Below are 14,690 nucleotides of genomic sequence, written 5' to 3' on the forward strand. Positions count from 1 at the left end.
ATAATCTCCAGCGTGAGTGACACGGGCCCTGGGCCGTTGGTGATCTTTGGCGGTCGCAGCGAAATCGGGACAGAACTGGCGGTGCGGCTGGCGCGCGGGGCCACCGTGGTGCTCGCCGCCCGGGGCGCCGACCGCCTCGACCAGCAGGTCGCCGCGGTGCGCGCAGCGGGTGCGACTGCCGTGCACACCGTCGAATTCGACGCCGACGACCTGGCCTCGCACGAGCCGCTTGTCGCACGTCTGGTCGCCGACTTCGGCCCGATCGGCACCGCGGTACTCGCGTTCGGCATCCTCGGTGACCAGGCCCGCGCCGAGACCGACGCCGCGCACGCGGTTGCGGTCGTACACACCGACTACGTCGCGCAGATCAGCCTTCTCACCCACCTGTCCTCGGCGATGCGATCGGCCGGCACCGGGACGCTGGTGGTGTTCTCGTCGGTGGCAGGAGTGCGGGTGCGGCGCGCCAACTACGTCTACGGTTCCGCCAAGGCCGGACTGGACGGCTTCGCTTCGGGGCTGGCCGACGCGCTGCACGGCAGCGGAGTTCGACTGCTGATCGTGCGGCCCGGTTTCGTCATCGGGCGTATGACGGAGGGCATGGCGCCCGCACCGATGTCGAGCACGCCCGCACAGGTCGCCGAGGCGACCGCGCGGGCACTGGCCAAGCGGCGGCGCGCGGTATGGGTGCCGTGGGCGCTGCAACCGGTGTTCTTCGGGATGAAACTGCTGCCGCAGTCGGTGTGGCGGAGGATGCCCCGATGACGATCGTGGTCGTGGGTATCGGCGCTGACGGGATGGCCGGGCTCGCCGAGGAGTCGAGACGCGAAATCCGCAGCGCCACCGTCGTCTACGGCTCGCCGCGCCAGCTCGATCTGCTCGACGACACCGTCGCCGCCCCCCGGCACTGCTGGCCCTCTCCGATGCTGCCGGCTCTGCAGACTCTGCTCGACGACAACCCGACCGGCGACATCCACGTGGTGGCCAGCGGTGACCCGTTGCTGCACGGTATCGGCGGCACCCTGATCCGGCTGCACGGCGCCGATCGAGTTCGGGTGCTGCCACATGTCTCTTCGGTGACCTTGGCGTGCGCGCGGATGGGCTGGGCGGTGCAGGACACCGAGGTCATCAGCCTGGTGACCGCACCGGTGCACACCGCGGTGCGACGCGGAGGCCAGGCCGTGGTGCTCTCCCGGGACAGCTCGAGCCCGGCCGAACTGGCCCGTCTGCTGACCGAAACCGGGCGGGGCGCATCCACATTCACGGTTCTCGAACACCTCGGTGGCGCACACGAGCGGGTGCGCGGCCGAGCAGCGGACGCGTGGGCCGCCGCCCCGCCCGGCGACGTCGACGATCTCAACGTCGTCGCGATCCGCTATCTGCCCGACGAACGGGTCGGCCAGGTGCAGCCCGATGCCGCGTTCGCCCACGACGGGCAGATCACTAAACAATCCATCCGCGCCGTCACGCTGACCGCATTGGCGCCGCGACCTGGTGAACTGCTGTGGGACGTCGGCGCCGGCTCGGGCAGCATCGCTGTGGAGTGGTGCCGCAGCGCGGCCGGCTGCCGCGCCGTCGCGTTCGAAAGTGACCCACAGCGCCGCGAGCGGATCGCCGCCAACGCCCGCACGTTCGGCGTTCTCGTCGACGTCCGCGGTGCGGCGCCCGAGGCGTTCACCGAGGCGCCACAGCCGGATGCGATCTTCGTCGGCGGCGGGGTGACCATGCCCGGCCTGGTGTCGGCCTGTGTCGATGCGCTGCGCCCCGGCGGACGGATTGTCGCCAACGCGGTGACCGCGGAGTCCGAAGCCCTTCTGGTGGAATGGTATTCACGCCTCGGCGGTGATCTTCGCCGGTTTCAGCATTATCACGGTGAGCCGCTCGGCGGGTTCACCGGCTGGCGTCCCGCGATGCCGATCACCCAGTGGACGGTGAGCACGCTGTGACCGTCTACTTCATCGGCGCCGGGCCCGGCGCGGCCGACCTGATCACCGTTCGTGGCCACCGACTGCTCCAGCGTTGCCCGGTATGCCTGTACGCAGGCTCGATCATGCCCGACGATCTGTTGGCGTTGTGCCCGCCGGACGCCACCGTGGTCGATACCGGCCCGCTGACCCTGGATCAGATTGTTGAGGAGATCGTCCGGGCTGACGCCGCCGGCCAGGACGTCGCGCGCCTGCACTCCGGCGACCCGTCGATCTACAGTGCCGTCGCCGAGCAGTGCCGTCGCCTCGACGGACTGGGCATCGGCTACGAAATCGTGCCCGGCGTGCCGGCGTTCGCCGCGGCCGCTGCCGTCCTCGGCCGGGAGCTGACGGTGCCGGGGGTGGCGCAGACCATCACCTTGACCCGGGTGGCGACGTTGTCGACCGCCATGCCCGACGGTGAGGACCTGGGCACGCTGGCCAAGACCGGCGGCACATTGGTGATCCACCTGGCGGCCCACCGCATCGACGCGATCGTCGAGGAACTTCTGCGCAGCGGCTACCGGCCGGACACCCCGGTGGCCGTCGTCGCCTTCGCGAGCTGGCCGCAGGAAGTCGTGCTGCGCGGCACCCTGGCCGACATCGCCGCACAGATGCACGACGCCGCGATCACCCGCACCGCGGTGATCATCATCGGGGATGTGCTTGCCGCCGAAGGGTTCACCGACAGCTACCTGTATTCCTCCGGCCGAACCCGGGGTAGCAGGCACTGATGCGGATCCTGCTGCTGGGCGGCACCGGGGAGGCGCGATCGCTGGCTGCGCGGCTGCACCCCGACCACGACATCGTCAGCTCGTTGGCGGGGCGGGTGCCCGACCCGGCATTGCCGGTGGGCCCGGTACGGGTCGGCGGTTTCGGCGGCGTCGCCGGTCTTCAGCAGTGGTTGCGCACCAACGACATCGGTGCCGTCGTCGATGCCACCCACCCGTTCGCGGCCACCATGACCACCCATGCCGCCCAAGCGTGCGCGGCGTTGCGGCTGCCGCACATGGTGCTCGCCCGCCCGGCGTGGGACCCGGGCGGGGCGATCCTGGTGCGCTCTGACGCCGAGGCCGCGCGCGTCGTCGCCGCCAACGAGTATGCGCGGGTCTTCCTGACCACCGGGCGTTCCGGCGTCGCACCGTTCGCCGGAAGCGACGCCTGGTTCCTGATCCGCGTGGTCACCCCGCCCGAGCCCGGCGTGCTGCCACACCGACACCGGGTGCTGCTCTCCCGCGGACCCTACGACTATGACGGCGAGGTTGCGCTGTTGCGGGACAACGCCATCGACGCGCTGGTGACCAAGAACAGCGGCGGAGAGCTGACCCGGGCCAAGCTCGCGGCCGCCGACGCGCTGGGCGTACCGGTGGTGATGATCGACCGGCCGCCGCTACCGCCCGGGGTGCACACCGTCGACACCGTCGAGGCGGCGCTGGACTGGGTTCGCCTGTTGCGCTAGGCGTCCGAGGTGACGCCGGTAGCGCGTCGGGTGCACTGGAACGCACGCTCGAGGTGAGGTCGTTTGCGCCGCAACACGATCCCGCCGATGGCACCGCGGTGAGGCTGGGGGAAAGTGTCTACGTTGATGCGCAAGCAAACCGATCGAGTTGTCAGCCCGGGTAACGGCGCGGGGTGAACACCGTGTCGCCGTACCACTGCGTCTGTGAGGAGCCGACGATCAGCAGGCAGCGCATGTCGACGTCGGCCGGGTCGAGATCGGCCAGTCGCACCACCGTCACCGATTCCTGTGAGCCGGCCACGTCACGGCCGATCACCACCGGCGTGCCCGGATCGCGGTGTTCGAGCAGCAGATCCCGCATGGCGCCGACCTGCCAGGTGCGGGTCTTCGAGGCCGGGTTGTAGATCGCCAACACCAGATCCGCCGCGGCGGCGGCTTTCAACCGCGCCGCGATGATGTCCCAAGGCTTGAGCCGATCGGACAGCGAAATCACTGCATAGTCATGGCCCAGCGGGGCGCCGACGCGGCTGGCGACCGCCTGCGCGGCCGTCATCGCCGGGATCACCCGCACCGACACGTCGGGCCACTGCTTGGCCTCTTCGAGCACTGCGGTGGCCATCGCGAACACCCCCGGGTCACCGGAGGACACCACAGCGACGGCACGACCCTGCTCGGCCAGTTCGCAGGCCAGCCGGGCGCGCGCCGGCTCGTCGGTGTTGTCGCTCGGGTGACGAATTTGCCCGGCGCGCAGCGGCACCCGGTCCAGATAGGGGCCGTACCCGATCAGGTCGGTGGCCGCCGCCAGTTCCTGCCGGCTCTGCGGTGTCGTCCACGCCACGTCGCCGGGACCGAGGCCGACGACGGCGACGCCGCCGGTTACCGATGTCGCCGCCTGCGCGGCTCGGGTGTCTGATGTCGCCGCCTGCGCGGCTCGGGTGTCTGATGTCGCCGCCTGCGCGGCTCGGGTGTCTGATGTCGCCGCCTGCGCGGCTCCGGGCAGGATCGCGATGGAGAAGTACGGCACCGTCTCGGCATCGACCTCGCTGGCGGGCAACACCCGCTGGGCATCGGTGCTGGCACGTTCGACATAGAATGCCTCGTCCAGCCGCCCCGCCATCGAAAGGGCTTCGCGCACTTGCGGATATGTGCGGCCGAGTTTCATCACCACGGCGGCGTCAGCGTCGGCGAGACGGCGGGCCAGCTCATGAACCGCCATGGTGCCCGGCAACACCGAGAGCACCTCGTCACCGGTCACCAGCGGTGTGGAGATGGCTGCGGACGCCGCGCTGACCGATGTCACGCCTGGGATGATCACCGCGTCGAACCGCGCGGTCAGCCGGGTGTGCATGTGCATGTAGGAGCTGTAGAACAGCGGGTCGCCCTCCGCCAGCAGCGCGACGTCGCGTCCGGCCTGCAAATGGGCGGCGATGCGCTCGGCCGCCTCCCGGTAGAAATCCTCCATCGCGCCGGCGTATCCGCCGGGGTGATCGACGGTCTCGGTGGTCACCGGGTAGACCAGATGCTCCTCGATCTGCCCGGCCCGCAGGTAGGGCTCAGCGATGCGGCGCGCGATGCTGCGGCCGTGCCGGGCGCTGTGGTAGGCCACCACAGCGGCTTCACCGATGATCCGAACGGCCTTGACCGTGACCAGTTCGGGGTCTCCCGGGCCCAGCCCGACGCCATAGAGGGTTCCGGTACCGCTGGTCATTCGCGTTCGCTCGCAATCGCATTCACCGCGGCCGCCGCCATCGCGCTGCCACCACGGCGGCCCCGCACCACCAGATACTCCATCCCGCGCGGGCGGGCGATCAATTCGTCCTTCGACTGCGCCGAGCCGACGAATCCCACCGGACCGCCCAGCACCGACACCGGCGCAGGCACACCGTCGTCGATCAACTCGAGCAGCCGGAACAACGCGGTGGGGGCGTTGCCGATCGCGAAGACCGCACCGGCGAACCGGTCGGCCCACAGTTCCACACCCGCGGCCGAACGGGTGGTCTCTCGGCGCCGGGCCAGGTCGGCGGCCCGCGGATCGGCGACCAGCGACACCACCTCGTTGCCGGCGGGCAGGCGGGCGGCGGTGATGCCGGCGGCGACCATCGAGGAGTCACACAGGATCGGTGCGCCGGCGACGAGCGCCGCATGTGTCGCGCTGACCACACCCGGGCTGAAAGCGACGTGCTCGGCCACGTCGACCTGTCCGCAGGTGTGGATCAGGCGCACGACCGCCCTGGCGACGTCCTCGGGAAATGCCGCCAGGTCCGCCTCGGCGCGGATCGTCGCGAACGACTGCCGGTAGATCTCGGCGGCGTCGCGAATGTAGTCGAGCACCCGATCACCCTACGACTCGCCCGCCTCGCCGCGGGGTGCGACCTCCGCCGGCGCTACCGGCGCTCGCGGAACCCGTCTGCGGTCGCGACGAACACCTGACCGACCGGTGGGCTCCCGCAGGCGCGCTCGCAACCCACGTAGTGGACGTGGCCACTGATCTGCTCGGAGTCCACCACCCGGATCGCCTCGGCGCGCACATCAGCACGGGACTTCTCGCATCCCGGACTGCCCACGCAGGCGCTGACGTCGAGCCATTGTGAGTTCTCGTCGAACACCAGGCCCATCGGGGCGAGCACCCGCAGCGAGGTGTCGGCCACCCCCTCGCCCAGGTCGCACACCAGCAGTGACCGCCACGGGGTGATAACCACCGGCGCGCCGATCGCCGCGACGAACTCGGCCTGCCTGGCCGTCAGCACGCCCAGCGGCACCGCCGCACCCAGGGCGACCAGATGGTCGTCCTGCTCGATCCAGCCGACTGGAGGGCGCACCGAGGGTGCCCACGTGGCGCCGGCCGGCCCGGTCGCCACGAGGTCCGCCAGCAAGGGCGAAGCATCGTCCAATTCGGCTACCCGCCAGGCCTTTCCGCGGATCTCGACAAAACGTCGAGCGATCCGGATCAGAGTGTCCACCACTTCGGCGGGAGCCAGCCGGACGCCGGTGTCGCGCCCGGCTAGCAGCAGCGCGGCATCGGTGCCCAGCACGTGGACACCCGCGTCGGCGCCCAGCCCGGAGATGTCCCCGCGGCCGTCGTCGATGCCGAACAGGAATCGGCCCGGTAGCCCGGCCAGCTGCGGGTCGGCCTGGATGGCGGCGTCGAGTTCGATGACCCAGGGCCGCACGTCCGCAAGACCGCCTACCCGCCCTGACAGCGGGGAGGCGACGATGTTGCGCACCCGCTCATGGGTGGGCGAGGGCAGCAGGCCCGCCGCGGCCGCGACATCGGCGACCGCCGCCGCGTCGGTCACGCCCCGCAGTTGCAGATTGGCGCGGACCGTCAATTCCAGGGTGCCGTTGCCGCATGTGATGGCCGCGTGCGCCAACGCCTCCAGCTGCGCCCCGGTGATCATCCCGGCCGGCAGCCGCAGGCGGGCCAGCGCACCGTCAGCGGCCTGATGTACCTGCAGGGCACCGGGGCAGGCGTCGTCCGCGCGCGATCTGCTCACCCGTCTACGGTACGGCCACCTCAGCGGTGCGCGTGGTCGTCAATCATCGCGGCGACCCGGCGCAGCGCGGGTTCCAGGACGTCGATGTCGACCGACCCGAGCGCCAGCCGCAACGCGTGCGGGACGTGGCCGGTGGTCGCGAACGGTCGGGCGGTGGTGACCGCGATGCCGTCCTCCAGAAGTTCGGCGGCCACCTGGTCCGGGCGCGCGTCCGGCGGCAGGGGCAGCCACACGATGTAGGACGAGGGATGACTGACCGGCCGGTGGCCGTCGAGGATCTGCCGGGCGATGCGATTGCGGTGGCGGGCGTCGAGACGCTTGGCGGCTTCCAGTCGGACAACGGTGCCGTCCTCGAGCCAGCCGGTGGCGATCGCGGTGATCAGCGCCGGGGTGTTCCACGTGGTGGCCCGCACAGCCCGCTCCAGCGGCTCGACCAAATCTTGTGGGGCGCTAAGGAATCCGAAGCGCAGACCGGTGGCGACGCTCTTGGACAACCCCGAGATGTAGATCGTCGCCTCTGGCAGCAGGGTCGCCAGTGGCGGAGGGGCGTCCTCGGCCAGGAACGCATAAGCGCCGTCTTCGATGACCAGGAGATCGTGACGGCGGGCGATCTCCACCAACCGCTCGCGCCACGACACTGGGCTGACCCAGCTCAGCGGGTTGTGCATGGTCGGCATCGTGTAGACGGCACGCACAGGTGCGGTGGCGCAAAGCTGCTCCAGCGCATCGAGATCCGGGCCGTCGACCGTCGCGGGCAGCGGCGCCAATTCGAGGTGGTGGGCCTGCGCGAGGATCTTGAACCCGGGATAGCTCAGCGCGTCGACGGCGACGATGTCGCCGGGGCGGAACGCGGCAAGGGCGGTGACCGCCAGCGCGTGCTGTGCTCCGCTGACGATCAGGACGTGCTCCGGTCGCACAGCCAACCCGCGAAGGCGGAGGTGTTCGGCGACGGCTGCGCGCTCGTGGGGGCGACCGGCATGGGGCTGGTAGCGCAGCAACGCGGCAAGGTCTCCCTGGGCGGCCACGTCGCGCAACGCCGTTCGCAGTAGGTCGGCCTGACCCGCCAACGCGGGGATGTTGAAGTTGAGGTCGACGACGTCGGCGGCGACGGCGAGTTGGTCGACGCCGTGGGCGGAGGGCAGGGTGGCATCCCGCACGAACGTGCCGCGGCCGGCTTCCCCGCTGACCAGGCCCAGTGCGGCGAGTTCGGCATAGACCCGAGACGCGGTCGCCAGGGCCAGGCCCTCGCGGCCGGCCAGTTCGCGATGGGTGGGCAGCCGCGTCCCGGGGGCCAGCCTGCCGGCGCGGATGTCGGCGGCCAGCGCATCGACGACCCTGCGATACCGCGCGCGTCCCATGCCGGGATTGTATCCATGACAATTTGTTGATTGTCCTGCTTTTGCCCTTCTAGGGTCAGCGCCAGACAGTTTTCGTGCACGACCGGAAAGGCGACCACATCATGCATATCGCGATCCTCACGTTCGAGGGCTTCAACGAACTGGACTCCTTGATCGCCCTGGGCGTGCTCAACCGGGTGCGTGAGCCGGGCTGGCAGGTGTCCATCGCCGGGCCGAGCCCGCGGGTTCGATCCATGAACGGTGTGGTGATCGAGTCCCACATCACGCTGGCCGAGGCCACTGGCGCCGATGCGGTGATCGTGGGCAGCGGCATCGCCACCCGCGAGGTCGTCGCCGACCCGAGCTTGATGGCACAGCTGCAGTTCGACCCGGCGCGCCAGCTGCTCGGGGCGCAGTGCTCGGGCACGTTGATCCTGGCCAAGCTCGGGCTCCTCGGCGGCGTGCCCGCGTGCACCGACCTGACCACCAAGCCGTGGGTGCAGGCCGCCGGTGTCGACGTCCTCGACCAGCCGTTGTTCGCCCGTGGAAATATCGCGACGGCGGGTGGCTGCTTGTCGTCGCCGTATCTGGCCGGGTGGATGATCGCGCGGCTGCGCGGTGTCGACGCCGCCGAAGAAGCGCTGCGCTACGTCGCCCCGGTAGGGGAGAAGGACAGCTACGTCGCGACGGCGATGGCCAACATTGCCGCGTACCTGCCAGTCGGACTGAGCAAGTGAGACGTCGTCACACGGTAACTGGCTGTGCGGCAACGATATCCGGCGCCACCGCCGCCGAGTAACCCGAGGCATCGCCGGCCACCGCTCGGCTGGGCCTGCCGTGGATGTCGACCGGGATGTCACCGGACAGGGTCACCCGGCGCAGGAACCGCGGCTGGTCGTCGTAGTCGGCCACGCCGTAGTGCTGGGTGGCGCGGTTGTCCCACAGCGCGAGATCACCTACCCGCCACGTCCAGCGGACGGTGTTCTCCAGTCGGGTGATCCGGTTCTGCAGCAGTGCGAACAGGCTCGCCGACTCGCTGGTGCCCAGGCCCACGAACCGTTTGACGAAATTGCCCAGCACCAGTACGCGCCGTCCCGTCTCGGGATGCACCCGCACCACCGGGTGCTCGGTCTCGTAGTAGTCCGACTGGAATTCGGCGCGATACTGGTGGGTCTCCTCGGTGGTTGCCTCGGCGTTCTCGGCCTGCCCGGTGGCGTAGTCGTAGAGGTTGGTGTGGGTGGCCCACAGGTTCTCGGCCAGTGCGCGCAACGCCGGCGGCAGCTGGTCGTAGGCGGCCTCGGTGGATGCCCACACGGTGCTGCCGCCGTAGGCGGGCAGGGTCACCGCACGCAGCAGCGACGCCTTGGGCACCCGGTCGACGAAGGTGACGTCGGAGTGCCAGGCATTGGCTTTGTCGCAGCGGGAATCGATGGGCAGCACGGTGGCGCCGCGCGAGGTGACGGTGGGGTGCGCGATGGTCGGCACTCCCAGCAGCTCGGAAAACGCGACCTGGCCGTCGTCGTCGAGATGGTGTTGGTCGCGGAAGAAGACGACCTTGTGTTCCAAGACTGCGGCGCGGATCGCGTCGATTGTGGCCGGGTCCAGATCGCCCCCGAGGCGGACCCCCGAGATCACCGCACCGAGGTGGGCGCCGAGCTTGGAGACGTCGAGTGAAGTGGGCATGACCTCGATGGTTACCGGGCCACACGCGCCGGTACACCGTTGCGCTTGGGCAGATCCGAATGGCGCCGGATCCGAATGGGTCCGAAGCGGCGCCGTACGGTACGAATGGGGGGTGCCTTCCACCGTGTTGTTGTTGTCGACCTCTGACACCGACCTGATCACCGCCCGCGCCAGCGAGGCGGGCTACCGGTGGGCCAATCCGGCGCGGCTGGCCGACGGCGAGCTGACGGAGCTGCTTGCCGACGCCGACGTGGTGGTAGTCCGGATTCTCGGCGGCTACCGCGCCTGGCAGCACGGTATCGACGCGGTCGTCGCCAGCGGGGTGCCGGCCGTCGTGGTCAGCGGCGAGCAGGCACCCGACGCCGATCTGATGGAGCGATCCACGGTGCCCGCGGGCATCGCGATGCAGACCCACATCTACCTCGCGCAGGGCGGGGTGGAGAACCTGCGTCAACTGCACGCATTCCTGACCGACACCCTGCTGATGACCGGCTTCGGCTTCAACCCGCCGGCGCCGACGCCGTCATGGGGGGTGTTGGACCCACCGTGCGAGGGATGCGAAGGCTGTGGGGTGGAGCGCGCAGCCGATATCCGTCCCACAATCGCGGTGCTGTACTACCGCGCCCAGCAATTGGCCGGCAACGTCGACTACATCCGCGCGATGTGTACGGCGATCAGGCGGGCCGGCGGTCGCCCGCTGCCGGTGTACTGCACCTCGCTGCGAACCCCCGAACCCGAACTCCTGGACCTGCTGGCCACCGCCGACGCCATGGTGGTCACCGTGCTGGCCGCGGGCGGGGCGCGGCCGGCGACGGCGACGGCAGGCAACGACGACGGCAGCTGGGACGTCAAACATCTTGCCGCCCTAGATGTTCCGATCTTGCAGGGGTTGTGTTTAACGAGTTCGCGGGCCACCTGGTCGGTCAGCGATGACGGGCTGAGCCCGCTCGACGTCGCCACCCAGGTTGCCGTGCCCGAGTTCGACGGCCGCATCATCACGGTGCCGTTCTCGTTCAAGGAGATCGATTCCGACGGGTTGATCTCCTATGTGCCCGACCCGGAGCGCTGTGCGCGGGTGGCCGGGCTGGCGGTCAACTACGCCACCCTGCGCCGCGTCGCGCCGTCCGACAAGCGCCTGGCGCTGGTGTTCTCGGCCTACCCGACCAAGCATTCGCGGATCGGCAACGCGGTCGGGCTCGACACCCCGGCCAGCGCCATCGCCTTGTTGCACGCGTTGGCTGCCGCCGGCTACGAGATTGGCGACATCCCCGGGGTGGCGGCAAGCGACGGCGACGCCCTGATGCACGGGCTGATCGAGCGGGGCGGCCAGGACCCCGACTGGCTCACCGAAGGCCAATTGGCCGGCAACCCGATCCGCATTCCGGCGGCCCGCTACCGGGAGTGGTTCGCGACGCTGCCCGCCGAGCTGACCGAGGCCATGGTCACGCACTGGGGGCCGCCGCCCGGCGAGTTGTTCGTCGACCGCAGCCGCGATCCCGACGGCGAGATCGTCGTCGCCGCAATCCAGTCTGGCAACGTCGTGATCCTGGTTCAGCCGCCGCGCGGATTCGGCGAGAACCCGGTGGCCATCTATCACGACCCCGACCTGCCGCCAAGCCACCACTACCTGGCCACCTACTTCTGGCTGCGCCACGAGTTCGGTGCGCACGCCGCCGTCCACCTCGGCAAGCACGGCAACCTCGAATGGTTGCCCGGCAAGAACGTCGGCATGTCCGCGTCCTGCGGCACCGACGCCGCGCTGGGCGACCTGCCGCTGATCTATCCGTTCCTGGTCAACGACCCGGGGGAGGGCACTCAGGCCAAACGCCGGGCGCACGCCACCCTGGTCGATCACCTCATCCCGCCGATGGCGCGTGCCGAGAGCTACGGGGACATCGCCCGACTCGAGCAGCTCCTCGACGAGCACGCCAACATCGCCGCACTGGACCCCGGCAAGCTGCCCGCGATCCGCCAGCAGATCTGGACCCTGATGCGGGCAGCCAAGATGGACCACGACCTGGGTTTGGCTGAACGGCCCGAGGACGACAACTTCGACGACATGCTGCTGCACGTAGATGGCTGGCTCTGTGAGATCAAGGACGTCCAGATCCGCGACGGACTGCACATCCTGGGCGCCGCTCCCGCCGGCGAAGCCGAGCTGGACCTGGTGCTGGCCATCCTGCGGGCCCGCCAGCTGTTCGCCGGCGATCAGCACCTGCCCGGACTTCGTCAGGCGCTCGGGTTGGCCGAGGACGGCACCGACGAGCGTGGCGCGGTCGACGTCGCCGAGCAGCAGGCTCGTGACCTGCTGGTCGCCCTGCAGGCGTCGGGCTGGGATGCCGGGCGCGTCGACGAACTCACCGACTCGCCCGCGGTCGCTGACATCCTGCGGTTCGCCGCCACTGAGGTGGTGCCGCGGCTGGCCGGCACCTCGGCCGAGATCGAACAGGTGCTGCGAGCCGTGGACGGGCGGTTCATCCCGGCCGGGCCGTCAGGGTCGCCGCTGCGCGGTCTGGTCAACGTGCTGCCCACCGGGCGCAACTTCTATTCGGTGGATCCCAAGGCCGTGCCGTCGCGGCTGGCGTGGGAAACCGGTGTGGCGATGGCGGATTCGCTGCTGGAGCGCTACCGAACCGACCACGGCGACTGGCCACGATCGGTCGGCCTGTCGGTGTGGGGCACTTCGGCGATGCGCACCTCCGGCGACGATATCGCCGAAGTCCTCGCCCTGCTCGGTGTCCGACCGGTATGGGACGACGCGTCGCGGCGGGTGGTCGACCTGGAGGCCATCGCTGCGGCCGAACTGGGCCGACCCCGCATCGACGTCACCGTGCGCATCTCCGGCTTCTTCCGCGACGCCTTCCCGCACGTAGTGACTATGCTCGACGACGCCGTGCGCCTGGTCGCCGATCTCGACGAACCCGTCGAGGAGAATTTCGTGCGCGCCCACGCTCTGGTCGACCTGGCCGAACACGGTGACCACCGGCGGGCCACCACCCGGATCTTCGGTTCAAAGCCGGGCACCTACGGTGCTGGTCTGCTGCAGCTGGTGGACAGCCGTAACTGGCGCGACGATGCCGACCTCGCCGAGGTCTACACCGCCTGGGGTGGCTTCGCCTACGGGCGCGAGCTCGACGGCAGGCCGGCCGCCGAGGACATGTCGACGCAGTATCGCCGAATTGTGGTGGCGGCCAAGAACATCGACTCCCGCGAACATGACATCGCCGACTCCGACGACTACTTCCAGTACCACGGCGGCATGGTCGCCACCGTGCGTGCGCTGACCGGCAAGGCGCCGGCGGCCTACATCGGCGACAACACCCGGCCCGACGCGGTTCGCACCCGCACCCTCTCGGAGGAGACCGCGCGGGTGTTCCGGTCCCGCGTGGTCAACCCGCGCTGGATGGCGGCCATGCGCAGGCACGGCTACAAGGGCGCCTTCGAAATGGCCGCAACGGTGGACTACCTGTTCGGCTACGACGCCACCGCCGGTGTGATGGCTGACTGGATGTATGAGCAGCTCACCGAGTCCTACGTCCTTGACCCGGAGAATCGCAAGTTCATGAACGAGTCCAATCCCTGGGCGCTGCACGGGATGTCGGAGCGGCTGCTGGAAGCGGTCGGTCGCGGCATGTGGGAGAACCCCGACCCGGCGATGCTGGACGGGCTTCGCCAGGTCCTGCTGGAGACCGAGGGCGACCTCGAGGCCCGGTAGAGGTTCGGCGGGCGGGAGCGTAGCGACTGGGGGATAGGTTCGGCGGGCGGGAGCGTAGCGACTGGGCGGCTAGATTGAACGCATGGCTCCCAGCTTCGCTGATGTGATCAAGTCCCAGTACGTTTCGCTGACCACGTTCACCAAGGACGGCCGGCCCAAGCCGACACCGATCTGGATCGCCCCGGACGGTGACCGTGCCCTGGTGATCACCGGTAAGGATTCCTGGAAGGTCAAGCGCATCCGCCACACCCCGCGGGTGACCCTGGCGCCCTGCGACCGCAGCGGCAACGTCAAGGGCGAAGCGGTCGAAGCGGTCGCCTCCATCCTCGACCCGGCGCATACCGATCAGGTCTACGACGCCATCGGTAAGCGCTACGGCCTGCTCGGTCAGGTCTTCAACTTCTTCTCCAAGCTGCGCGGCGGCGCCAAGCGCAACGTCGGCCTTGAGATCACCGCACCCTAGAACTCACAGACTCTTATAAGACTGACTCGGAACCCCACCGGTCGGCGGGCCGTTTCCCTTACATGGTGATGCGGACGTTCCTGCTCTACGTGCTGGTCGAACTCGCGGTTCTGGCCGGCTTGACCTGGTCTCTCGGTCTGGGTTGGACATTGCTGATCCTGCTGGCCACCTCGGTGGTCGGGGTGGCCCTGGCCGGTTCGCAGGTCAAGCGCCAGATCCTGCGGCTGCAACGCACCCGCACCAATGCGCAGGGCGCGGTCGCCGACAGCATGCTGGTGGCGCTTGGCACCGTGCTGGTCTTCATCCCGGGTCTGGTCACCACCGCGGTCGGCGCCCTGATGCTGCTGCCCCCGACCCGCATTGTGGTCCGCCCACTAGCCGCAGCGCTGCTCACCCGTGGCATCGCCCGCCGGGTCACGGTGGTGAATCTCGCCGCACCGGGTTACCCGGGCCGGCCGGACTACATCGACGGCGAGGTCATCGACGAGCAGGTTCCCGGTCGTGTGCACGACGCCGGCATCGTGCGCCGCTCGAGCGTGTATCCCGGTTTCTGACCCCGTGTAGCCGCCCCACCTAGC

At 69.7% G+C, this 14,690-nt stretch carries 13 protein-coding genes; 8 read left to right on the plus strand and 5 right to left on the minus strand.

The annotated features are described in order from the left end of the window. Positions 1 to 12 precede the first annotated feature (12 nt). The 4 genes from ACXDF8_RS21665 to ACXDF8_RS21680 are packed head-to-tail and all read left to right on the plus strand — an operon-like array spanning position 13 to position 3,420. Positions 13 to 762 carry a decaprenylphospho-beta-D-erythro-pentofuranosid-2-ulose 2-reductase gene (locus ACXDF8_RS21665; protein WP_457225334.1) on the plus strand — a complete coding sequence of 250 codons (750 nt, stop codon included), beginning with the start codon at positions 13 to 15 and terminating at the stop codon, positions 760 to 762. Next, positions 759 to 1,943: a precorrin-6y C5,15-methyltransferase (decarboxylating) subunit CbiE gene (gene cbiE, locus ACXDF8_RS21670; protein WP_457225335.1), complete on the plus strand. Its 1,185-nt coding sequence runs from the start codon at positions 759 to 761 to the stop codon at positions 1,941 to 1,943. The genes ACXDF8_RS21665 and cbiE overlap by 4 nt, the downstream gene beginning before the upstream one ends. Next, positions 1,940 to 2,695 (plus strand): precorrin-4 C(11)-methyltransferase, encoded by a 756-nt coding sequence (cobM, locus tag ACXDF8_RS21675; RefSeq protein WP_457225336.1) that lies wholly within the window; start codon positions 1,940 to 1,942, stop codon positions 2,693 to 2,695. Before cbiE ends, cobM begins: the two co-directional genes overlap by 4 nt. Then, on the plus strand, positions 2,695 to 3,420 hold the full coding sequence (locus ACXDF8_RS21680) for a cobalt-precorrin-6A reductase (protein ID WP_457225337.1): 726 nt from the start codon (positions 2,695 to 2,697) through the stop codon (positions 3,418 to 3,420). Before cobM ends, ACXDF8_RS21680 begins: the two co-directional genes overlap by 1 nt. A 151-nt stretch (positions 3,421 to 3,571) precedes the next feature. On the opposite strand, the gene ACXDF8_RS21685 is transcribed toward ACXDF8_RS21680, so the two are convergent. Genes ACXDF8_RS21685 through ACXDF8_RS21700 form a run of 4 tightly spaced genes read right to left on the minus strand, consistent with a single transcriptional unit; the run spans position 3,572 to position 8,272 of the window. Continuing rightward, positions 3,572 to 5,128: a precorrin-2 C(20)-methyltransferase gene (locus ACXDF8_RS21685; RefSeq protein WP_457225338.1), complete on the minus strand. Its 1,557-nt coding sequence runs from the start codon at positions 5,126 to 5,128 to the stop codon at positions 3,572 to 3,574. Then, positions 5,125 to 5,751 (minus strand): precorrin-8X methylmutase, encoded by a 627-nt coding sequence (locus ACXDF8_RS21690; protein ID WP_457225339.1) that lies wholly within the window; start codon positions 5,749 to 5,751, stop codon positions 5,125 to 5,127. The genes ACXDF8_RS21685 and ACXDF8_RS21690 overlap by 4 nt, the downstream gene beginning before the upstream one ends. A gap of 53 nt (positions 5,752 to 5,804) precedes the next feature. Beyond that, a complete protein-coding gene (gene cobG / locus ACXDF8_RS21695) occupies positions 5,805 to 6,914 on the minus strand; it encodes a precorrin-3B synthase (protein WP_457225340.1) in 1,110 nt (369 codons plus the stop codon). 20 nt (positions 6,915 to 6,934) lie between these two features. After that, positions 6,935 to 8,272 (minus strand): aminotransferase-like domain-containing protein, encoded by a 1,338-nt coding sequence (locus ACXDF8_RS21700; protein ID WP_457225341.1) that lies wholly within the window; start codon positions 8,270 to 8,272, stop codon positions 6,935 to 6,937. Positions 8,273 to 8,373: 101 nt separating this feature from the next. On the opposite strand from ACXDF8_RS21700, the gene ACXDF8_RS21705 reads away from it, so the two are divergent. Beyond that, positions 8,374 to 8,988 (plus strand): DJ-1/PfpI family protein, encoded by a 615-nt coding sequence (locus ACXDF8_RS21705; protein WP_457225342.1) that lies wholly within the window; start codon positions 8,374 to 8,376, stop codon positions 8,986 to 8,988. Positions 8,989 to 8,995: 7 nt separating this feature from the next. On the opposite strand, the gene ACXDF8_RS21710 is transcribed toward ACXDF8_RS21705, so the two are convergent. Further along, a complete protein-coding gene (locus ACXDF8_RS21710) occupies positions 8,996 to 9,934 on the minus strand; it encodes a TauD/TfdA dioxygenase family protein (RefSeq protein ID WP_457225343.1) in 939 nt (312 codons plus the stop codon). A 112-nt stretch (positions 9,935 to 10,046) separates the two neighbouring features. Between ACXDF8_RS21710 and cobN the strand changes: the two genes are divergently transcribed. The 3 genes from cobN (at position 10,047) to ACXDF8_RS21725 (ending at position 14,666) form a co-directional block, all read left to right on the plus strand. Beyond that, on the plus strand, positions 10,047 to 13,649 hold the full coding sequence (cobN, locus tag ACXDF8_RS21715) for a cobaltochelatase subunit CobN (protein ID WP_457225344.1): 3,603 nt from the start codon (positions 10,047 to 10,049) through the stop codon (positions 13,647 to 13,649). An 82-nt stretch (positions 13,650 to 13,731) separates the two neighbouring features. Next, on the plus strand, positions 13,732 to 14,112 hold the full coding sequence (locus ACXDF8_RS21720) for a PPOX class F420-dependent oxidoreductase (protein WP_457225345.1): 381 nt from the start codon (positions 13,732 to 13,734) through the stop codon (positions 14,110 to 14,112). A gap of 68 nt (positions 14,113 to 14,180) precedes the next feature. After that, complete coding sequence (locus tag ACXDF8_RS21725) at positions 14,181 to 14,666, plus strand: FxsA family protein (protein WP_457225346.1); 486 nt, start codon at positions 14,181 to 14,183, stop codon at positions 14,664 to 14,666. The last annotated feature ends 24 nt before the right edge of the window (positions 14,667 to 14,690 follow it).

The organism is Mycolicibacterium sp. CBM1 (assembly GCF_054073305.1).